The following is a 20,474-nucleotide window of genomic DNA, read 5'->3' on the forward strand; positions in this document are numbered from 1 at the left end:
CAATTAAATGTTAAGGAGTCCGAAAGTGTTTAATAAAATTCGCACCCGCCTAGTTAAAGATGGCCCTCGTTTCTTGCGTTACCCTTTGCAAATCACGCCATTTGCTTTGCAACGTGATATTTTAGAACAGTTTTTAAGTTGGCAATTCCGCGAAGCATTAGCTGAGGGGGATTTACACTTCTTAGAAGATAAATGGCTAAAGGTAGAAATTAAAGATTTACATTTGCAGTGGTTTATCAGTGTTTGTGATGATAAATTAATCGTAAGCCGTTCTGAAAAAGAAGATGTAAGTTTTAGTGGTAATGCTAACGATCTTATTTTAATTGCCGCGCGTAAAGAAGATCCGGACACCTTGTTTTTCCAACGACGCTTACAAATTGAGGGCGATACAGAACTTGGGTTATATGTTAAGAACCTAATGGATGCAATTGAGTTAGACTCTATGCCATCTGTATTGCGTTTTGGTTTACTACAATTGGCTGATTTTGTGAAAAGTGGCCTTCAAGATGAAGTTGAAGACACCGCACACAGCCATGAACTGAGCTCAACTTCATGCTAATACGTGTTGAAATTCCTGTTGATATTCCTGCTATTGATGATCTTTTACGCCAATCATTTCCAACAGGCGCAGAAGCCGATTTAGTTGGTCACTTACGTGAAGAGGGATTATTAACCTTAGGTATGGTGGCAATCAATGACGAAGGCCGGATTGTTGGTTATATCGGTTTTACACCTGTAGATATTGAGGGAAAAGATTGCCAATGGGTAGGACTTGCGCCATTAGCTGTGGCGCCACAATACCGTGGTCAGGGCATCGGTCGTCAATTGATTAATGAAGGGCTTGATAGCCTTAATGAGTTTGGTTATGGCGCTGTTGTGGTATTAGGTGAGCCAACTTATTATCAAAAATCAGGTTTTATACCGGCAAAATCACAAGGCTTGCATTGCAAATGGCCGAATACAGAAGAAGTATTTCAATTTTATGCTTTAGATAATGGCAATGTTGATGATATTCACGGCTTAGTGAACTTTTCGCCGTTATTTGATGAGGTTTGATAATCGCATCTTTTCATTATGCTAAATACTGTGCAACGTCTGAAGGCTGATCAATGATCAGCTTTTCTTTTTGTATTTTTTTTAACTGTTTTAAACGATATTCAAGTTGAGACGCTTGTTGCCTATCGCCAACTTGGCAATAAAACTCCAATGATAATGGGCCTTTCCCTCTTAGTGCTTTCGCGCCAGTTCCATTTTGATGCTGATTAAATCGTCGCTCAACATCCGTTGTTATTCCGGTATAAAGAGAGCCAAGACGATTTCTGACAATATAGATTGACCATTGAGTATCAGCCATCTTTTTTCCTTTTTGTGCTACTTATGATTTTAATAAACAAAATTTCTTAATTTCTAACGGTAGTTATTAACAAACAACTAAGTTTCAAATCTTGTAATTATATCAACACGTTGTGAAAAATTTATGACGTAAAAAACGTTTTTCTAAAAAAATACATTCAATTATTTTGAAAAAGAACAGCAATAATTGCTAATTTTAAAGTTAAATTAAAATGCATAATATGATCCACATCACAGAGACACACTCCGCGATAGATAACAAATTTAGAATTTAATTGGAGTTCATCATGAAAAAATCTACATTAATCGCTGCAACATTAGCTTTAAGTGCTATTTCATTCGGTTCAATCGCTGCTGACAGCGTAGCAACTAGCCATACCTCTACTGGTGAGTATATCACAATTACAGGTAACGATACTTTAGATGGCTTAACAACTAAAATTGCACAAATCGCAAAAGATGAAGGCGCAACTGGTTATAAAGTTATCGGTGCTACAGGTGACGATTATCTGACTGTAAATGCGGAAATTTATCGTTAATTTATAATTATTCTCGATAAGTTACCTGCACAAAGAGACACGCGGTAAGACGCTTGTTTTGGTGATATAATTATCACCTAAACAGCGTCTCTTTTAGTTTCTATGCAGGTAAATTATGTCTACGCCAGACTCGATCAAAATAATTAAACAATATATAGCCAGTCACCATGTGTTTACCTTATGTACAACTCGTGCATTAGGGGATATTTGGTGCGCGAATTGTTTCTATTGGTTCGATGAAAGCAACATGCGACTTGTTTTTCTCTCAGAAAAACATACACGACACGCACAAATGATGCAGGAAAATTTATTTGTTGCGGGCAGTATTAGTACTCAAGAGCTTTCTGTCGCCAATCTGCAAGGCGTTCAATTCACCGGTACAGTGTCTTTATTAACCGCTAATGACGACATCAGAGCAAGAAAACAGTATTGCTTACGTTTCCCTGTGGCGCTAGCCGCCATCCATGTGCCTTTATGGCAATTACAATTGCAAGAAATTAAAATGGTGAATAATCAGCTCGGCTTTGGTACTAAGCTCTTTTGGCAACGTCACTAAGTTACTGCTTATTGCCAAAAGTAGTAATTTTTTTGCTCCCAACCTTTTAAAGACATACATGAGGTATAGAATGTTTTTCTATCTTCTTGATTAATATCTGCTACATAGCTTTCTGTCATCGGAACACGTTCTGTATAGGTCTTTTTATCCCCACAACGCTCTTTGTCGTCTTTACGGCAGGTTTTTTCTACATCACGATAAACGGTGTGCTGTAGTACCTCTTTACGAATAGGGTAACGTGTATTCGCATCCAAATCACAAATTAACTTTGCTTCTTGTAATGTGTAATCGGGTACCCCTTTTGGCTCCCATTTACTACTACACCCAGTTATTAAAACGATTGAAATTAAAGGTAAAAAAACAAATTTCATATTAAATATTGTCATAAAAAGAAGAATTAAGAATACTAATCATAAAACAAAACTAATCACTTTGACTATTGTTTTTGAAAATGATTCGCATTTGATAACGGGGGTGACTAAATAGGAGCGCTTTATAATAGTGAAGTGATCCCCAGTAGTGAGGTGATTTATCACTGGGGATCATGGGATATTACTCAAATAATGAAAGATTTTTTTCTATCTCTGCATCTATTTCAGTATGTTGGAGATGTTTAACACCAAGTTTCTTTTTCAATTCACTGCCTAGCTTCACGAGTTGATCTCGATTGGCTTTCGATTGCTTTTTACCCCATTTTTTTAAATGGTAGTTCAGTTCATGATCTTCAGAAAAGCTTACATATTTATTATCACTTAAAGGCATATATCCTCCAGTTAATTCAATGTGTATTACTTCAATTTATGGATCACCTGATTACTACTACCGCGCCACAGTAATGCGGGATCATAAAGTTCTTGTACGAATTTGCCGTCAATCAGTACGTTAATATAGCTAACGACTTCTTGTTGCTCTGGGGTTAAGTCAGCCAATAAATAGCCTGTCCAAACCCAAATATCTTTCTCAGGGCATTGCGTTTTAACACGTTTTACCAATTTTAATATAGCAGAAAGATTTTGGGGGTGCAGGGGATCACCACCGGAAAGTGATAGTCCTTGTCGTTTAATACGAGTGTCTTGTAAATCAGCAATGATCTGATCTTCCACTTCTTGGGTAAACGGCTTGCCAGATGTTAGTGACCAAGTTGATTTATTATAGCAACCACGACATTGGTGTACGCACCCTGCAACAAACAGGGTGCAACGTGTTCCTGGGCCATTGACAACATCAACAGGGTAATATTGATGGTAATTCACAGTATTAACCTAACTGACCATTAGCCAGATGTTTAACTCGACGTTTAACTTCTTCTTGTTTACCGGCATTAAATGGACGCGAATCAGGACTGCCTAAATAGCCACATACACGGCGTATCACCGAGACTCTTGCAGGGTTGTGATTACCGCATCGAGGGCAGGTAAAACCTTTACTGGTACAAGAAAATTCGCCGGTATAACCACAGTCATAACATTCATCAATAGGGGTGTTTGTGCCGTAGTAAGGGACACGGGTGTAGCTATAATCCCAAACGTCTTCTAATGCTTTTAGGTTATGTTGTAAGTTTGGATATTCGCCATAGCATATGAAACCACCATTGGCTAATGGCGGGTAAGGGGCTTCAAAATCCAACTTATCATATGGATTGACTTTTTTCTCTACATCTAAGTGGAAACTGTTGGTGTAATAACCTTTATCAGTCACCCCCGGTATAATACCGAATTCCGCTGCATCTAAACGGCAAAAACGGTCACATAAGTTTTCACTAGGTGTACTGTAAAGACTAAAACCATAGCCTGTTTCTGCTTTCCATTGATCTGTAGCTTCACGTAAACGCTGAATAATTGCTATTGCTTTAGCTCTCAATGTTTCATCATCAAAGACGTGTTTTTGCGTACCAAATAAGGCATTAATCGTTTCATGAACACCGATATAACCTAATGAAATGGAGGCCCGGCCATGTTTAAAAATTTCAGCAACACTGTCATCCGCTTTTAAACGTACGCCACAAGCACCTTCCATATAAAGAATAGGGGCAACACGTGCTTTGACGTTTTCTAAACGAGCAATTCGGGTCATTAAGGCTTTTTTAGCCAATTCAAGACGTTTATCAAGCAGCGACCAGAATGCGGCTTCATCTCCTTTGGCCTCAATGGCAATGCGTGGTAAGTTTAAACTGATCACCCCTAGGTTATTGCGCCCTTCGTGGAGCATCTCGCCATTTTCTTCATAGACGCCTAAGAAGCTACGACAACCCATTGGGGTTTTAAACGAGCCGGTTACTTTTACCACTTGATCGTAATTTAAAATATCAGGGTACATCCGCTTGCTTGCACATTCTAAAGCAAGTTGTTTGATGTCGTAGTTAGGATCACCAAATTTATGGTTTAAGCCATCTTTAATAGCAAAAACCAGTTTGGGGAAAACCGCCGTTTTGCGGTTTTTACCTAAACCCGCCATGCGATTTTCAAGGATTGAGCGTTGAATTAAACGTGCTTCTTTTGATGTGCCTAGGCCAAAGCCAAAGGTCACAAAAGGCGTTTGACCATTAGCCGTATGTAGAGTGTTAACTTCATATTCTAAAGATTGAAAAGCGTCATAACACTCTTTTTCTGTACGTGCGTTGGCATAAGCTTCTTTATCCGCTATTTGCCATTCTTGCGCCACTTTATAGTGTTTGTCGTAACTGGCTTTGACAAAAGGTGCAAGGACTTCATCAATACGGTTGATTGTCGTGCCACCATAAATATGACTAGCGACTTGAGCAATAATCTGTGCAGTCACCGCAGTGGCTGTTGAAATGGATTTTGGCTGTTCTATTTCTGCATTACCCATCTTGAAACCGTTGGTTAACATACCATTGAGATCAATCAGCATGCAGTTAAACATAGGGAAAAAGGGTGAGTAATCGAGATCATGATAATGAATTTCACCGCGCTCATGAGCGAGTACCACATCTCTTGGCAGGATATGTAATTTTGCGTAATGTTTAGCCACAATTCCCGCAAGTAAATCGCGTTGGGTTGGGATAACTTTACTGTCTTTATTCGCATTCTCGTGCAAGATAGAGACATCACTCTGTTCGATAAGACCGCGGATTTCCTGAGTTAATCGTCCTCGTTGCTCACGAGCAACATCTCGGTCATGACGGTATTCAATATAAGCTCTGGCAATATCTTTGTGCTCGCCAGCCATCAGCTGATTTTCAACGGCGTCTTGGATCTCACGGATATCGACATTCGAACGTCCTGCGAGAGATTGTGAAACAGATTGAGCGACAAACTCACAATAATCATCATCAGTGATCTGACAAGCTTCGGCTGCTCTTTTGATAGCATCGCTGATGCGGGTTTGGTCAAAAGAGACTTTACATCCGTCTCGTTTTATCACTATGGTTTTCACAATCTGGCTCCTTAACTATTTATCCACAGGCTCTAATCCCATAAAAACAGGTGATGGCGTAGCATTGAGACTAATTGTGGATAAGGTGTGTATAATTACTATATGTTGTATCTGTGTATTTATTAAAGCACAATATATAGTAATTGGAAGCGAAATAATCTTGAGTAAAACTGATCTAAATCAAGGTATTTTTGCTACATCAGGCTTGGAGAGGGCTTGGCTGAATTGTAAATCTGAGATAAAAATGGCAGTAATAAATGATTGCTCATTTATTGAGAATATAAAAAAAGCAAAGTGCTCATAAAGAGTACTTTGCTTCTTTGATATGACAGGTAGAAAAATAAATTAGCGGATCGCGATAACTTCGATTTCTACTTTGGCATCTTTCGGTAAACGAGCAACTTCAACACAAGAGCGTGCTGGGAATGCTGCATTATGCTCTTTAAAGAAAGCTTCATAAGCTGCATTAATAGTACCGAAATCATTTAAATCTTTTACGAAAACAGTCGTTTTAATGATATTAGCAACGGTTAGACCTGCTTTTTCAATAATTGCTTTGACGTTTTCTAAAGATTGACGTGCTTGCTCTGCCGCATTGTCAGACACAAACTCACCCGTAGCAGGATCAACAGGTAATTGGCCTGATGTGATCACTAAATTACCTAAATCAACACCTTGTACATAAGGGCCGATTGCTGCAGGGGCTTTTTCGGTATTAATTTCGTAAGACATGTAGAACTCCTGTTTTTATAAGATTCATGCTAACGCTTGATTAGCTCAGCGCTATTATAGCCAGCGCAGAAGACGAGCAATATGATAGATATCAGGCTTTATCATAAAGTCTATAGGTATAAAAAGAAAATAATCCTAACGCTTTCTCGCCTTTTTATACGATATTTAGCCCATCTAAATCCCCCATTTATAGCAATTTTTTTTCTAAGATAGTGCTTATTAGCTATTTCTATTTTTTCATAAAAAGGGATCAACGCGATTGAGAGGGGATTATTCTATTTTTAGGGTAGGTGTTTACTATCTGCCCTATCAAGCAGGGCAGATAGCCAATAAGAAATCAACGAATAACGGCGTGGCGCTCAAATTCTTTTTCGCAATATTTGCAGGTTAATACCACGTCAGACGCGAATTTTTTTACGCGAAAGCTACTTTGTACCGGCTCATTATGGCTAATACAGTTGCTATTAGGGCAGGGTACAACATCTTCGAGTAATTCAGGTAAACTTAGCGCCATTTTATTGACGACTTGGTAGTCATCAATAATATTAACCGTCGCTTGAGGGGCATACATTGCTAAGCGATTTGCTTGCTCTGCGGTTAAAAAGACATTTTCAATTTTGATTAAATCTTTTTTACCTAGGTTTTCAGAAGGAAGATTAAAACCTACCGTTATTCTTTCGTCTGTTTCGGTTAAACGAAATAGAGATAGGATCTTAAAGCCCACCTGCGCCGGAATATGATCAATAACAGTCCCACGTTTGATAGCTTCAACTTTTAGTTTGTGATCATGAGTCATGGTGTGCTCCTTATTAAAGAACTAAGTTTTTATTTAGAACTAAGGCAAGTAGTGCCTGACGCGCGTAAATACCATTACCTGCTTGTTGGAAATAGTAAGCATAAGGGGTGTTATCAACATCGGTGGTAATTTCATCGATACGTGGCAGGGGGTGTAATATCTTAAGATTATCTTTTACATTCACCAGATCAGCACTGGTTAAGATAAATTGGGCTTTGACATTGGCATATTCAGAAGGATCAAGGCGCTCTTTTTGTACCCGAGTCATATACAGGATATCCAGCTCTGACATCACTTCATCTACAGTTTCATGCTGACTATATTCAACACCATGCTCTTCGAGTAAATGCAAGATATGCTCTGGCATGGCCAGCACTTTTGGGGCAATAAAATAGAGGTGATTTCCTGTAAATTTGGCTAATGCTTGGGCTAGTGAGTGTACTGTGCGACCATATTTTAAATCACCTACCATCGCGATATTGAGGTTATCTAATCGGCCTTGTGTTTCTTTAATGGTAAACAAGTCTAGTAACGTTTGGCTAGGGTGTTGGTTGGCACCGTCCCCAGCATTAATAACGGGGATATCCCCAGCAAATTCAGAGGCCAAACGTGCCGCACCTTCTTGAGGATGACGAATAACAATGGCATCAGCATAAGTACGTAGTACAGAAATAGTATCAGCTAAGGTTTCCCCTTTTTTACCTAAAGAGGTGTTACTACCATCTGCAAAGCCAACCACAGATGCCCCTAAACGGTGGATTGCTGTTTCAAAAGATAAGCGAGTGCGGGTGGAGGCTTCAAAAAAACAACTGGCAATCACTTTGTCTTTTAACAATTGGCTATTGGGGTGCTGTTTTAATTTGTCAGCAACATGGAGAACAGACTCCAGATCGTCTCGGTTCAGATCATTGATGGAGATAATATGCTTATGATAGAGCGGATTAGTCATTAGAGTTCTCCTTTGATGATACGATAAATGGTGCGATATGTGTTTTTCTACAGACCAAAAAAAACCCCTCAATGAGAGGGGTTTTAAAAAATAGCTTTTTGGAAAAAAGAGAGCGCTTACGACCGGTTAGGGTACGTAATGTGACAACAACTTGGCATTGGCGTTGTTTCATCTTTCCTCCTGACAAATTGTGGCGCATTATACGCATCTTTATCTTACACGCAAGCGTTTGCTTTTAATTTTTTGCAAAAAAATTTTTTTAATTTAAAAATCAATTAGCTTAAAGAAAAGGCAAAAAAGCACCCTTTGTTTAATCATTAAAAAACGGTGCTTTTGCATGAATATGTATTTTTAAAAAGGATTTGCTAAGGTCGCCACCATAACCGCTTTAATCGTGTGTAGACGATTTTCTGCTTCATCAAATACAATACTGTGTTTTGATTCAAAAACCTCGTTAGTGACTTCAAAACCACCATATAAGCCAAATTCTTCTGCTAATGCTTGCCCCATTGTTGTCTCTTCATCATGAAAAGCCGGTAAACAATGCAGGAATTTAACGTCTGGATTACCCGTTAGTTTGATTACATCCATATTAACCTGATAAGGTTTGAGTAACGTAATACGCTCTTTCCAAACTTCTTTTGGCTCTCCCATAGATACCCACACATCCGTGTAGAGAAAATCGGCGTTTTTAACGCCTTCTGCGACATTTTCAGTTAAGGTAATTTTCCCCCCATTTTGCTGAGCGATATTTTGGCATTCAGCGACTAATTCTGCTTGTGGCCAACACGCTTTTGGTGCGACTAGGCGTAAATCCATTCCTGTTAAGGCAGCCGCTTCGAGTAGGGTATTGCCCATATTGTTACGAGCATCACCAAGATAAGCAAAAATGGTTTCTGATAATGGTTTTGTTTGATGTTCAGTAATAGTGAGCAAATCCGCTAATAATTGTGTGGGGTGAAACTCATCGGTTAATCCATTCCAAACCGGTACATCAGCATATTTTGCCAGCATTTCTACTGTTTTTTGGCCATAACCACGATATTGAATACCATCATACATACGTCCTAACACGCGAGCGGTATCTTTTATCGATTCTTTATGACCGATTTGGCTTCCTCCGCCGAGATAGGTTACATTCGCACCTTGATCAAAGGCGGCCACTTCAAAGGCACAACGGGTACGGGTGGAATCTTTTTCAAAAATCAGCGCAATATTTTTTCCTGTGAGATACTGCTGTTCATGGCCTGATTTTTTTGCTTGTTTGAGTTCTAGTGATAAAGCCAGTAATTGTTGTATTTCTGCTGATGAGAAGTCGAGCAAACGTAAAAATGATCTTTGGTAGAAAGGGTTCATAGATAAGTATCCTATAATTGAATTTATATTCAATTTAATACAATAAATATTCATCATCAACCCTTAAACGTCACTTTTGAATGAAAAACTCTGCGATATGAGCCTTATTTAACTATGGAGTGTTTATTCCCCCTGTGGGAGAATAACCAAGATATCTTTCAGACTATTGCGGAGCGGAATTATGGCGGACAGCAAAGAGCTAGCAGAACAACGTGAAGAAACACGTCTTATTATTGAAGAATTACTCGAAGATGGCAGTGATCCCGATGCACTGTACGCAATTGAACACCACATTTCATGTGAAAATTTTGAAACGTTAGAAAAAGCGGCTGTTGAAGTTTTTAAATTAGGTTATGAAGTCACCGAGCCTGAAGAAATTGAAATTGAATCAGGTGAGATCTTAGTCTGCTTTGATGCGGTTAGTGAAAGTGGTCTAAATGCTGAACTGATTGATGCGCAAGTAGAACAGTTAATGAATTTAGCGGAAAAAATGGGTGTCTATTACGACGGCTGGGGAACTTATTTTGAAGATCCCGACGCTGAGTACGATGACGAAGATGGCGAAAATGAAGATGACGAAAGCGAGTCTGATAAGTCATCACGCCTGCACTAATTGGCGCTATATGTTGTCCCAATGTACCAGTCTTTAGGTGCAAAAAAGAACACCCGCCACAAATTCTTTTTGTGACGGGTATTTTTTAAATGGCTAATCCATCATACCAAACTTACCATTGTCATAGTCATCAAAAGCTTGTAATAACTCTTGTTGTGTATTCATGACAAAAGGCCCTTGTCCTACTACTGGCTCATTAATGGGCTCACCCGTTAATATTAATACGATAGCGTCTCCCATGGATCCTAATGTTAGGGTATCACCGTGGGTATCTAATATTGCGATTTCATGTTGACGTACAATATCACTGTTATTGAGATGTATCGCACCTTTAACGACAAATAGCATCGCATTATGTCCCTCAGGGATAGCATAGTGTGAAGTACCCGCATGATTTAAGCGCACATCCCACAGGTTTACAGGGGAATAGGTCATAGCAATACCAGATGTATTTGCATAGTCACCGGCAATGACTCGGACATAGCCCTGTGCATTAGGTAATTGCACATGAGGAATATCTTGCGCTTTTAGTGCTTGATAACGGGGTTGTGCCATTTTATACGCGCTTGGCAAATTAACCCACAGTTGTACGACTTCAAGCATACCTCCCTCTTTCGTCATTTTTTCAGAGTGATATTCTTTATGTAAAATACCTGAAGCGGCTGTCATCCACTGCACATCACCTTCAGCAATTGTACCGGCATGACCGGTAGAATCATGGTGAGACACTTCGCCTTGATAAGCTATAGTGACCGTTTCGAATCCACGGTGGGGATGAGTCCCAACACCACGCGCATTAGTAACAGGCTTAAATAATGTAGGCTCAGCATAATCCATTAATAAGAATGGGCTATATTGCTCTGCATTCTCTTTATAAGAGAATACTGTGCTCATAGAAAAGCCATTACCAACCCAATGTGGATTAGGTGCTGAATAAATTTGTTTTACCTGTCTCATTGTCATGATGTTTCTCCTGATTAAGGAAAGAAACCGCAATAACCCAGACACAGAAGGAGGTAATACAGGTTATCGCGATTTCTTAATGAGTATGATCATAAATTGTTCGCTCTATAAACAAAATAGGGGGAATTTGTTGATGGTATTCAAAAAAAATGAATGATCTTTTTAAGGTAAAAAAGTCAGAGATGATAAGTAGAAAAGCCTAACAGGAAAAATGATTTTAAAATTATTATTAATTATTTTCCAAAATAAAAACCACATTCTGCTTTATAAAAATAACTCAGAATGTAGTTTATTCATAAAACTATATATTATTTATTAGTATCGCCGCAACCGCCGATAATTTTAGAGATAGATACTGCTGGGTGTAATAAATAGTCGTAGTTACAATCTTTTTCTTTGTTGTAAACACTACCAGTACAACCAGTCATTACGGTAACAAAAGAAGCAATAAGTGCAATTTTGACAAAGTTTTTCATAAGAAATTCCTTTTTAATTTTAGAATGTTAAAAGCCATAGCATGACTTTCTGTGCATAAAGATATTAAATTATCTATAAATAGCAATATAAAAAAATAGGAATTTTAAAATAGAACAGAAACTAAAAAATATTTTATTTAAGATGTGAAATATGATTATCTAGAGTAAAATGAGAAATAAATTAAACTTGTGTTTTTTTATTAAATTTAAGATAAATATTTAATGTGAAATAGATTGCTAATAATTTAAATATAGATTAATCATTAAAAATAGCCGTAAAATATCGCTCTTTTATACCATTAAGATAAATTCATTTTATATTGATAAGTGCTATTGTGAGATAACAAAAAACCCGCATTAAATATGCGGGCGTTTAGATCTATACAGCATGTAGATACATGGTTATAAGAAATATCAAAGTGATTTCAGCATACGAATTTCACAGTCGCTGTGGCCTGTATTACCTAATGCTTTATCAATAAACTCAAAGCCTAATTTTTCATATAGACCAATTGCTGCTTTTAAAATATCAGTAGTTTCTAAGTAGCAGCGACTAAAGCCTTGTTGCTTACCAAACTCAAGAGATTGCTGAACAATTTTTTTCGCAATTCCTTTTCCTCGTAACTTAGAAGAGAGATACATTTTCTGTAATTCACAAGTCTCCCCATCGCCACCTGCAAGAGGTGCGACACCACCACCACCAACAATTTCGCCATCCATTTCTACCACCCAGTAAGCGCTGCGAGGTTGATGATAAACTTCGAATAAGGTATCTAAAATCGGATCAGCTACTGCAAATCCTTTATCCGCTGTTAAGCCATGCTCGGCGGAAACTTCTCGAATAACGCGTGCAATGCCGGCGTTATCTCTTTTTTCAATGGCTCTGATAATAATATTTTGTGTTGCATTAGGGTTTGCAGTCATAGTTGCACTCATCGTTTTACTTATTAGTAGAATATTTTTTGATAATGTATTGAGAGAGCACCGGAAAGGAACTTCTTCATTGAAAGTAGCACTGAGGGCCACTGAAAACATCTTAATTGATTAAATAGGATTGTAAACTGTTATGCCTGTTTATTTATATGATTAGGATATTTGTTGGTAGAGATATATTTCAAATATCTATTTCATTAGAGCGAGAATAATAGAGAAAAGGCATTATATAGCACTATTTCACTGCAAAACGAGTCACAATATAGTGAAAAAATGTTTTATTTTTAGGTTTAGTGATAAACCTATATCTTAAGTAGTAACGATATTAGGTGTTAAAAATAAACTAAAACCCGCAATCAATGCGGGTTTTAGTATTAATGGTGCAATAACTTATAACGCAGCAATAGAGACTTTTTGGGCAATCAGCTTCTCTTTAGCATTTAAACAAGATGCTAAACGCTCACGCTCTTTGGCGACAACAGCCTCAGGTGCGCGATTAACAAAGCCTTCGTTTGATAATTTGCTGTCTAATGTAGTGATATCTTTCTCTACTTTTTCAAGCTCTTTATCTAAACGGGCAAGCTCTGCATCTTTATCAATAAAGCCGGCCATTGGGATCAACAGCTCTGCACCGCTCACCAGTTTAGTTACCGATAATGGTGCTTCTTCACCTTCCGCTAATGGGCGAATATCCGCTAAGCGACCCATTGCTTTTAAGAAACCAATGTTATCACTGACGCGACGTTTAGCCGTTTCATCCGCACCACGTAAAATAACATCCAGTGGTTTACCTGGCGCAATATTCATTTCTGCACGGATATTACGAACTGCGACGATAACCTCTTTGATCCATTCCAGATCGTTAAGTGCTTGCTCGTCGACTAATGACGCATCAAATTCAGGGAAAGCTTGAAGCATGATGGTTTCGCCTTCAATGCCTTTCACCTCTTTAACGCGTTGCCAGATAGTTTCTGTAATAAATGGAATAATTGGATGAGCAAGACGTAACAGACCCTCTAATACTTCAATCAAGGTATGACGAGCAGCACGTTTTTGAGCATCATTACCTTTATGAACCGCCGGTTTTGATAACTCAAGATACCAGTCACAGAATTGGTTCCAAGTGAATTCGTATAAAATACCGGCAGCAATATCAAAGCGATAATTATCTAACGCTTCACGATAGGCTTTTATGGTGTTATTGAATTCAGCTAAGATCCAGCGATCAGCCAATGAGAATGTCATCTCACCACCTTGATAGCCACAGTCTTGATCTTCTGTATTCATCAGTACAAAACGACTGGCATTCCATAATTTGTTACAGAAATTACGGTAACCTGACAGACGTTTCATATCCCAGTTAATATCACGCCCTGTAGAAGCTAATGCCGCTAAAGTAAAGCGCAGAGCATCAGTACCATGTGCTTCAATACCTTCTGGGAACTCTTTTTTGGTGCGTTTAGCAATACGCTCAGCCATTTGTGGCTGCATCATATTACCAGTGCGTTTTTCTAACAGTTTATCTAATGTGATACCGTCAATCATATCTAAAGGATCAAGTACGTTACCTTTAGATTTTGACATTTTCTGACCTTCTTCATCACGGATAAGGCCTGTCATATAAACGGTTTTAAATGGAACCTGTGGTTTACCTTCATCATCTTTAATAAAGTGCATGGTCATCATGATCATGCGGGCAATCCAGAAGAAGATAATATCGAAACCGCTCACTAATACATTCGTTGGATGGAATGTTTTCAGTGCTTCGGTGTTTTCTGGCCAGCCTAAGGTTGAGAATGTCCACAGTGCAGAAGAGAACCACGTATCGAGTACGTCTTCATCTTGGCGTAATGCTACATCGGCAGCAATGTTATTTTCACGACGCACTTCTTCTTCGTCACGACCGACATAAACATTACCTTCGTTATCATACCAAGCCGGGATACGATGACCCCACCACAGTTGACGAGAAATACACCAATCTTGAATATCATTCATCCAAGAGAAGTACATGTTTTCGTACTGTTTAGGTACAAATTGAATATCGCCATTTTTAACCGCTTCTACCGCAGGTTTCGCTAAAGGTGCCGCACGGACATACCATTGGTCAGTTAATAAAGGTTCAATAACCACACCACCACGATCACCGTAAGGTACCGTTAAATCGTGAGGTTTGATCTCTTCTAATAATCCTAAACGTTCAAATTCAGCAACAATAGCTTTACGTGCTGCAAAACGTTCCATACCTTGGTAGGCTTCTGGGATCTCTGTGCTATATACATCAGATTCAACACCGTTAGTGTCTAATACTTCTGCGCTAACACGAATGTTGCCATCAAAATCCATGATATTAATCATCGGTAGTTGATGGCGACGACCTACTTCATAGTCATTAAAGTCATGGGCAGGGGTGATTTTTACACAACCGGTGCCTTTTTCCATATCCGCGTGTTCATCCGCTAAAATAGGAATACGACGGTTCATTAAAGGTAGAATAACCTCTTTACCAATCAGATCTTTATAACGTGGATCTTCTGGGTTAACCGCAACGCCAGTATCACCTAACAGTGTTTCAGGACGAGTCGTGGCAACAATCAGATAATCTTTACCCTCTGCCGTTTTAACGCCATCAGCTAATGGATAACGCAGATGCCACATTGAGCCTTTTACTTCGCGGTTTTCAACTTCGAGATCGGAAATGGCAGTGTGTAATTTAGGATCCCAGTTAACAAGACGTTTGCCACGATAGATAAGATCTTCTTTGTGTAAACGAACGAAGGCTTCTTTTACTGCTTTAGATAAACCTTCATCCATGGTAAAGCGTTCGCGATCCCAATCTACGGAGTTACCTAAACGGCGCATTTGGTTAGAGATATTACCGCCGGACTCTGCTTTCCACTCCCAAATTTTATCGATGAAAGCATCACGGCCATAATCATGGCGGTTTTTACCTTCTTCAGCAGCAATCTTACGCTCAACAACCATCTGTGTTGCGATACCTGCATGGTCAGTACCCGCTTGCCACAAGGTATTTTTACCCTGCATACGTTGATAGCGGATCATGGTGTCCATGATGGTTTGTTGGAAAGCATGACCCATGTGCAAGCTACCTGTCACATTAGGTGGTGGGATCACAATACAAAAGCTTTCTTTGGATGTATCACCATTGGCTTTAAAGTAGCCATTTTTTTCCCAATGTTGATACAGAGGTTGTTCAATCTCTGTCGGATTATAAGTTGTATCGAGCGATGGCTCTTTCGGTGCGGATTTATTTTCCATATTCTTTACGTATTCAATAGGTTGGCGGCGTAGCCATTGTCAAAGTAAAGCCGACGCTACGATAAATTTTATATCGTTCTCGCGCCAACTGTTTTAATTGTTCATCGATAGGTACGAAGTCTATCACTTCATGGAAAGCTGTGGCAAAGTCTGCAAATTGTGACTGCAAATTAATCAGGAGATCACGCGGGGCATTGCCCCGTTTGCCCGGCCAACATAATTCAACAGGCGCACCATAACGAGGCCCTTCACCTGCTAGGTTATGAGGCACAAATTGATGTGGCTCTCTTGCCCATAGTGCTTCATCCAACAATTCAGCTTGTGGCTGTGAATCACAGACGAGCAAAACCCGTTTGCCTAAACGCCAATGTTCTGCGGCAAGTTGACAAGCAAGCCATTCATGGGCTTGTAAATCTTGATGTATTGATGGATGTTCCATTAAATAAAACGTGGCGTTTTTCATGATATCCCGATAATAGAAGGGTATTGCATTGCAATACCCTTCTATGAGTCTGCTCTATTTACCTTAATAATTATGCGGTATTACTCGTCGCTATTCAAACCTGCGCGGTTTAATAAGAACTGCGACAGTAAAGATACTGGGCGACCCGTAGCACCTTTTGCTTTACCAGAGCGCCATGCCGTACCTGCGATATCTAAATGTGCCCAGTTATATTTGCTTGCAAAGCGCGCTAAGAAACAACCTGCGGTAATGGCTCCCCCTAAACGTCCACCCGTATTGGCAAGATCGGCAAAATTAGATTCAATTTGCTCATAGAACTCTTCGCCTAAAGGTAAGCGCCATGCGCGATCGCCCGCTTGCTCTGAAGCATTCATTAATTCATGGGCTAATGGGTTATGGTTAGACATTAATCCACTATAATGATGACCTAATGCCACCATACAAGCCCCTGTTAATGTGGCGATATCAATAACTAACTCAGGCTCAAAGCGCTCAACGTAGGTTAATGTATCACACAGCACTAAGCGACCTTCAGCATCCGTATTTAATACCTCAACAGTCTGGCCTGACATAGTAGTAAGAATATCACCAGGACGATAGGCTTTACCACCCGGCATATTTTCACAGCCAGCCAATACACCGATGACATTAATAGGTAGTTGTAACTCAGCAACGACGCGCATCACACCATATACTGTTGCTGCACCACACATGTCGTATTTCATTTCATCCATGCCATCAGCAGGTTTAATTGAAATACCACCAGAATCAAAGGTGAGTCCTTTACCAACCAGTACGATTGGACGGGATTCAGGATCTTGATTACCTTTATATTCAATAATCGACATTAAAGATTCATTTTGTGAACCTTGACCGACCGCTAAATAGGCATTCATATTCAGCTCTTTCATCTGCTCTTCACCAATGACTCGGGTAGAGACATTCGCGGATGAGTCAGCGAGTTGGCGAGCTTGAGAGGCTAAGTATGCCGCATTACAGATATTAGGTGGCATATTAGCTAAATCTTTACAGGCTTTGATCCCTGATGCAATAGCTAAGCCGTGGGCAATAGCACGTTCACCGCTTGGTAATTCACGTCGAGTAGGGACATTAAAGACCATTTTACGTAATGGACGACGTAATTCGGTTTTATTACTTTTCAGTTGATCAAAGGTATAGAGGCAGTCTTTTGCAGTCTCAACCGCTTGACGTACTTTCCAGTAATTATTACGGCCTTTAACATGTAGCTCAGTCAGAAAACAAACTGCTTCCATTGACCCTGTTTCATTGAGCGTGTTAATTGTTTTCTGAATAATTTGTTTGTACTGACGTTCATCCAATTCACGCTCTTTACCACAACCAATCAGCAAAACGCGCTCAGAGAGAACATTTGGCACATGGTGCAGCAGCAATGACTGGCCGACTTTACCTTCCAGTTCACCACGGCGTAATAAGGCGCTGATGTAACCATCGCTGATTTTATCAAGTTGCTCCGCTATCGGAGATAAACGACGAGGCTCAAACACCCCCACGATAATACAAGCGCTGCGTTGTTTCTCTGGGCTGCCGCTTTTTACATTAAACTCCATGCGTTCTCCTGAATATTAAAGACAAAAACGGAAAGTATCGTTTAGAATAGTGATCCGCATTAATCTACCCCATAGAAAGTTTACTTTTTATGTTAAGCTAAATGCATTAATTGAACACAACTAATTTAGCTAACTTATAAGCTTGTTCTGATTGGGAACCTGTTTATAGCATGTTTTGATATCATTTGGGCTGCAAGAATGTCTAACTGAGATGCACAAATGATAGATATACAACGAAGTTAGCGATTTTCCTGCAAAAAGACAAGTTTTCACAGGCATAACTAGCGTGATTATAATTCGATATTTAGCTCGGGAAACCCTTAAAAGTCAGATAGCCATCTTATTTATCTTGATGCTTATCTTCTTTAGCCAAAAGCTGGTTGAAATTTTAGGGGCTGCTGTAGAAGGTAATATTCCTACAAACCTTGTGGTTTCTCTGCTGTGGCTGGGGATCCCCGAGATGGCACAGCTTATTCTACCATTAAGCCTTTTTCTTGGTCTTCTGATGACTTACAGCAAACTTTATGTTGAAAGTGAGATAACCGTCATGAATGCCTGTGGAATAGGTAAAAAAGCATTAGTGCAAGCAGCACTATTGTTGTCATTACTTACTAGCGTCTTGGCGGCAGGGAATGTGGTGTGGTTGATCCCATGGTCGTCTGTACATCAAGAGCAAGTGCTGGAAGATGCAAAAGCCAATCCAAGCTTAGCGGCATTAATGGAAGGGCAATTTAAAATGTCCAGTGACCGTAATATGGTGCTTTATCTCGGTAGCGTAAAGGGCAACCAATTCCAAGATGTTTTCTTGGCTCAATTGCGTCCAACACAAAACCAACGCCCATCTGTTGTGGTGGCGGATAAAGGGTATACCAAAGAGCTACCAAACGGTAACCAAGTCGTGGTACTTAGCGAGGGTACGCGGTATGAAGGTACGGCGGTACTACGCGATTTTCGTATTACTGATTTTACCGATTACCAAGCGGTGATAGGCCATCGAGAGTCTACTATTAGCCGTAATCGCGTCGAACAAAAAACCATGAATGAGTTGTGGCACTCAACAGAGCCTGAGTCTATCGCTGAATTTCATTGGCGTTTAACCTTAATTTTCTCTGTGGTGATCATGGCGTTAATGGTTGTGCCGTTAAGTGAAGTCAACCCACGTCAAGGGCGAGTGTTAAGTATGTTGCCGGCGATGTTGCTTTATTTGGTGTTTTTCCTATTACAAAGCTCCTTGCGTTCAAGCGGTGAAAAAGGAAAGGTTGACCCACTTATTGCTATGTGGACAGTGAATGGGATTTATTTTGCTTTAGCGCTGTTATTGAATGCGTGGGATACCTTACCAATGCGCAAACTACGTGCTCGCTTTAAGAAAGGAGTTGCCTGATGTTTGGTGTATTAGATAAATATATCGGGCGTACGATTTTGCAATCGATTTTGATGACGCTATTTTTACTGGTATCACTGTCTGGCATTATCAAATTCGTCGATCAGCTGCGCAAAGTAGGGCAAGGTGATTTTACGACCTTAGATGCGGGGATTTATGCGGTTTTAAATATCCTCAAAGATGTGCAAATCTTCTTTCCGATGGCGGCCTTATTAGGGGCTTTATTAGGGTTAGGGGCATTAGCGACACGTAGTGAGCTGGTGGTGATGCAGGCATCGGGTTTTACTCGTTTGCAAATTGCCGGCTCCGTGATGAAAACCGCGATCCCATTAGTACTGTTAACGGTATTAATTGGCGAGTGGGGGGCACCGCAAGGTGAACAATATGCACGTAATTACCGTGCAGAAAAGATCATGGGTAACTCTTTAGTGTCCACTAACCGTGGAATGTGGGCTAAAGATGGTAATCAATTTATCTATATTAACCGTATTAAAAGCCAAAATGAGATGCAAGGCATTACGCTGTATAATTTCGATAATAATCGAAAACTTGAAACTGTGCGTTATGCATCCAGTGCCACTTATGATCCAGATAAAAAAGTGTGGTTACTGAAACAAGTTGAGCAATCTGATCTTACTTCGCCACAAAAAATCACGGGTAAAAAACAGGTATCTTTAGAGTGGCAGACTCGCCTAACACCTGAAAAACTGAGTGTTGTGGCATTAGATCCAGATGCCTTATCCATAAGTGGCTTATATCAATATGTAAAATACCTCAAACAGAGTGGGCAAGAATCAGCCAACTATGAGCTGAACTTCTGGAAAAAAATCTTTGCACCTATTTCTGTTGCGGTGATGATGCTAATGGCGCTGTCATTTATTTTTGGCCCATTACGTACTGTACCTATGGGGCTGCGTGTGGTAACAGGAATAGCCTTTGGTTTTCTGTTCTATATTGTGAATGAAGTTTCAGGCCGATTAAGTTTGGTATATGGCATTCCTGCCGTAGTGGCCGCCTTAGTTCCTGGTATGCTCTTTTTAGTATTAAGTTTATGGTTATTAATGAGGCGTAATCGCTAAGTAGTATTAACGATTAAC

23 protein-coding genes are annotated in these 20,474 nt (G+C 39.7%); 7 read left to right on the forward strand and 16 right to left on the reverse strand.

All coding sequences use genetic code 11. The features are described 5' to 3' along the window. Positions 1-25: 25 nt before the first annotated feature. Together ubiT and PMI_RS17165 are read left to right on the forward strand one after the other, a co-directional pair. On the forward strand, positions 26-559 hold the full coding sequence (gene ubiT / locus PMI_RS17160; protein ID WP_004249588.1) for a ubiquinone anaerobic biosynthesis accessory factor UbiT: 534 nt from the start codon (positions 26-28) through the stop codon (positions 557-559). After that, complete coding sequence (locus tag PMI_RS17165) at positions 553-1,056, forward strand: GNAT family N-acetyltransferase (protein WP_012368740.1); 504 nt, start codon at positions 553-555, stop codon at positions 1,054-1,056. Before ubiT ends, PMI_RS17165 begins: the two co-directional genes overlap by 7 nt. 16 nt (positions 1,057-1,072) lie before the next feature. On the opposite strand, the gene PMI_RS17170 is transcribed toward PMI_RS17165, so the two are convergent. Beyond that, positions 1,073-1,354, reverse strand: a complete 282-nt coding sequence (locus PMI_RS17170; RefSeq protein WP_004246208.1) for a GIY-YIG nuclease family protein — start codon at positions 1,352-1,354, stop codon at positions 1,073-1,075. Positions 1,355-1,640: 286 nt separating this feature from the next. Between PMI_RS17170 and PMI_RS17175 the strand changes: the two genes are divergently transcribed. Further along, positions 1,641-1,892, forward strand: coding sequence for a YdgH/BhsA/McbA-like domain containing protein (locus tag PMI_RS17175; RefSeq protein ID WP_004246207.1), 252 nt, complete (start codon positions 1,641-1,643; stop codon positions 1,890-1,892). A 115-nt stretch (positions 1,893-2,007) separates the two neighbouring features. Continuing rightward, positions 2,008-2,448, forward strand: coding sequence for a YhbP family protein (locus tag PMI_RS17180; protein ID WP_012368741.1), 441 nt, complete (start codon positions 2,008-2,010; stop codon positions 2,446-2,448). 8 nt (positions 2,449-2,456) lie between these two features. On the opposite strand, the gene PMI_RS17185 is transcribed toward PMI_RS17180, so the two are convergent. The 9 genes from PMI_RS17185 to argF all read right to left on the reverse strand — a co-directional run bounded on the left by PMI_RS17185 (position 2,457) and on the right by argF (position 9,677). Then, entirely contained in the window at positions 2,457-2,819 is a 363-nt protein-coding gene (locus tag PMI_RS17185) for a hypothetical protein (RefSeq protein WP_012368742.1), read from the reverse strand. Between the two features lie 181 nt (positions 2,820-3,000). Further along, entirely contained in the window at positions 3,001-3,210 is a 210-nt protein-coding gene (locus PMI_RS17190) for a hypothetical protein (protein ID WP_004246204.1), read from the reverse strand. A 26-nt stretch (positions 3,211-3,236) separates the two neighbouring features. Further along, a complete protein-coding gene (nrdG, locus tag PMI_RS17195) occupies positions 3,237-3,701 on the reverse strand; it encodes an anaerobic ribonucleoside-triphosphate reductase-activating protein (protein ID WP_004246203.1) in 465 nt (154 codons plus the stop codon). Positions 3,702-3,705: 4 nt separating this feature from the next. Beyond that, positions 3,706-5,844 carry an anaerobic ribonucleoside-triphosphate reductase gene (nrdD, locus tag PMI_RS17200; protein WP_004246202.1) on the reverse strand — a complete coding sequence of 713 codons (2,139 nt, stop codon included), beginning with the start codon at positions 5,842-5,844 and terminating at the stop codon, positions 3,706-3,708. A 345-nt stretch (positions 5,845-6,189) separates the two neighbouring features. Beyond that, complete coding sequence (locus PMI_RS17210) at positions 6,190-6,576, reverse strand: RidA family protein (RefSeq protein ID WP_004246200.1); 387 nt, start codon at positions 6,574-6,576, stop codon at positions 6,190-6,192. Between the two features lie 337 nt (positions 6,577-6,913). Further along, entirely contained in the window at positions 6,914-7,372 is a 459-nt protein-coding gene (gene pyrI / locus PMI_RS17215) for an aspartate carbamoyltransferase regulatory subunit (protein ID WP_004246198.1), read from the reverse strand. Positions 7,373-7,385: 13 nt separating this feature from the next. Further along, complete coding sequence (pyrB, locus tag PMI_RS17220; protein ID WP_004246197.1) at positions 7,386-8,321, reverse strand: aspartate carbamoyltransferase; 936 nt, start codon at positions 8,319-8,321, stop codon at positions 7,386-7,388. Continuing rightward, the gene (locus PMI_RS17225; protein WP_004246196.1) at positions 8,314-8,493 is read right to left on the reverse strand and encodes a hypothetical protein; all 180 of its coding nucleotides are present in this window, start codon (positions 8,491-8,493) and stop codon (positions 8,314-8,316) included. The genes pyrB and PMI_RS17225 overlap by 8 nt, the downstream gene beginning before the upstream one ends. A 179-nt stretch (positions 8,494-8,672) precedes the next feature. Then, positions 8,673-9,677 carry an ornithine carbamoyltransferase gene (argF, locus tag PMI_RS17230; protein ID WP_004246195.1) on the reverse strand — a complete coding sequence of 335 codons (1,005 nt, stop codon included), beginning with the start codon at positions 9,675-9,677 and terminating at the stop codon, positions 8,673-8,675. Positions 9,678-9,858: 181 nt separating this feature from the next. On the opposite strand from argF, the gene rraB reads away from it, so the two are divergent. Next, positions 9,859-10,290 carry a ribonuclease E inhibitor RraB gene (gene rraB, locus PMI_RS17235; RefSeq protein WP_004246194.1) on the forward strand — a complete coding sequence of 144 codons (432 nt, stop codon included), beginning with the start codon at positions 9,859-9,861 and terminating at the stop codon, positions 10,288-10,290. A gap of 93 nt (positions 10,291-10,383) precedes the next feature. Here rraB and PMI_RS17240 read toward each other — a convergent pair whose 3' ends face one another. The 6 genes from PMI_RS17240 to pepA form a co-directional block, all read right to left on the reverse strand. After that, entirely contained in the window at positions 10,384-11,253 is an 870-nt protein-coding gene (locus tag PMI_RS17240; RefSeq protein ID WP_012368745.1) for a pirin family protein, read from the reverse strand. Between the two features lie 308 nt (positions 11,254-11,561). Next, positions 11,562-11,729: a YhfL family protein gene (locus PMI_RS19150; protein ID WP_004246189.1), complete on the reverse strand. Its 168-nt coding sequence runs from the start codon at positions 11,727-11,729 to the stop codon at positions 11,562-11,564. A 414-nt stretch (positions 11,730-12,143) separates the two neighbouring features. Further along, positions 12,144-12,653 carry a GNAT family N-acetyltransferase gene (locus PMI_RS17250; protein WP_004249583.1) on the reverse strand — a complete coding sequence of 170 codons (510 nt, stop codon included), beginning with the start codon at positions 12,651-12,653 and terminating at the stop codon, positions 12,144-12,146. Positions 12,654-13,052: 399 nt separating this feature from the next. Then, complete coding sequence (locus PMI_RS17255) at positions 13,053-15,941, reverse strand: valine--tRNA ligase (protein ID WP_004252953.1); 2,889 nt, start codon at positions 15,939-15,941, stop codon at positions 13,053-13,055. 13 nt (positions 15,942-15,954) lie between these two features. After that, complete coding sequence (locus PMI_RS17260; protein ID WP_004246185.1) at positions 15,955-16,404, reverse strand: DNA polymerase III subunit chi; 450 nt, start codon at positions 16,402-16,404, stop codon at positions 15,955-15,957. A gap of 80 nt (positions 16,405-16,484) precedes the next feature. Beyond that, complete coding sequence (gene pepA / locus PMI_RS17265) at positions 16,485-17,993, reverse strand: leucyl aminopeptidase (protein WP_004246183.1); 1,509 nt, start codon at positions 17,991-17,993, stop codon at positions 16,485-16,487. 286 nt (positions 17,994-18,279) lie between these two features. Here pepA and lptF point away from each other — a divergent pair, with 286 nt between their 5' ends. Further along, positions 18,280-19,377, forward strand: a complete 1,098-nt coding sequence (gene lptF / locus PMI_RS17270) for an LPS export ABC transporter permease LptF (protein ID WP_004249580.1) — start codon at positions 18,280-18,282, stop codon at positions 19,375-19,377. Further along, entirely contained in the window at positions 19,377-20,456 is a 1,080-nt protein-coding gene (gene lptG, locus PMI_RS17275; RefSeq protein ID WP_004246180.1) for an LPS export ABC transporter permease LptG, read from the forward strand. Before lptF ends, lptG begins: the two co-directional genes overlap by 1 nt. Positions 20,457-20,474: the final 18 nt, after the last annotated feature.

It is taken from the genome of Proteus mirabilis HI4320 (genome assembly GCF_000069965.1).
GTDB lineage: Bacteria > Pseudomonadota > Gammaproteobacteria > Enterobacterales > Enterobacteriaceae > Proteus > Proteus mirabilis.

Excerpts from the sequence above, each read along its gene's own strand:
- PMI_RS17165 (WP_012368740.1), top strand. The coding sequence starts at position 553 with ATGCTAATACGTGTTGAAATTCCTGTTGATATTCCTGCTATTGATGAT.
- PMI_RS17170 (WP_004246208.1), bottom strand. The coding sequence starts at position 1,354 with ATGGCTGATACTCAATGGTCAATCTATATTGTCAGAAATCGTCTTGGC.
- PMI_RS17175 (WP_004246207.1), top strand. The coding sequence starts at position 1,641 with ATGAAAAAATCTACATTAATCGCTGCAACATTAGCTTTAAGTGCTATT.
- PMI_RS17180 (WP_012368741.1), top strand. The coding sequence starts at position 2,008 with ATGTCTACGCCAGACTCGATCAAAATAATTAAACAATATATAGCCAGT.
- PMI_RS17185 (WP_012368742.1), bottom strand. The coding sequence starts at position 2,819 with ATGAAATTTGTTTTTTTACCTTTAATTTCAATCGTTTTAATAACTGGG.
- PMI_RS17190 (WP_004246204.1), bottom strand. The coding sequence starts at position 3,210 with ATGCCTTTAAGTGATAATAAATATGTAAGCTTTTCTGAAGATCATGAA.
- PMI_RS17210 (WP_004246200.1), bottom strand. The coding sequence starts at position 6,576 with ATGTCTTACGAAATTAATACCGAAAAAGCCCCTGCAGCAATCGGCCCT.
- pyrI (WP_004246198.1), bottom strand. The coding sequence starts at position 7,372 with ATGACTCATGATCACAAACTAAAAGTTGAAGCTATCAAACGTGGGACT.
- pyrB (WP_004246197.1), bottom strand. The coding sequence starts at position 8,321 with ATGACTAATCCGCTCTATCATAAGCATATTATCTCCATCAATGATCTG.
- PMI_RS17225 (WP_004246196.1), bottom strand. The coding sequence starts at position 8,493 with ATGAAACAACGCCAATGCCAAGTTGTTGTCACATTACGTACCCTAACC.
- argF (WP_004246195.1), bottom strand. The coding sequence starts at position 9,677 with ATGAACCCTTTCTACCAAAGATCATTTTTACGTTTGCTCGACTTCTCA.
- rraB (WP_004246194.1), top strand. The coding sequence starts at position 9,859 with ATGGCGGACAGCAAAGAGCTAGCAGAACAACGTGAAGAAACACGTCTT.
- PMI_RS17240 (WP_012368745.1), bottom strand. The coding sequence starts at position 11,253 with ATGACAATGAGACAGGTAAAACAAATTTATTCAGCACCTAATCCACAT.
- PMI_RS19150 (WP_004246189.1), bottom strand. The coding sequence starts at position 11,729 with ATGAAAAACTTTGTCAAAATTGCACTTATTGCTTCTTTTGTTACCGTA.
- PMI_RS17250 (WP_004249583.1), bottom strand. The coding sequence starts at position 12,653 with ATGACTGCAAACCCTAATGCAACACAAAATATTATTATCAGAGCCATT.
- PMI_RS17255 (WP_004252953.1), bottom strand. The coding sequence starts at position 15,941 with ATGGAAAATAAATCCGCACCGAAAGAGCCATCGCTCGATACAACTTAT.
- PMI_RS17260 (WP_004246185.1), bottom strand. The coding sequence starts at position 16,404 with ATGAAAAACGCCACGTTTTATTTAATGGAACATCCATCAATACATCAA.
- pepA (WP_004246183.1), bottom strand. The coding sequence starts at position 17,993 with ATGGAGTTTAATGTAAAAAGCGGCAGCCCAGAGAAACAACGCAGCGCT.
- lptG (WP_004246180.1), top strand. The coding sequence starts at position 19,377 with ATGTTTGGTGTATTAGATAAATATATCGGGCGTACGATTTTGCAATCG.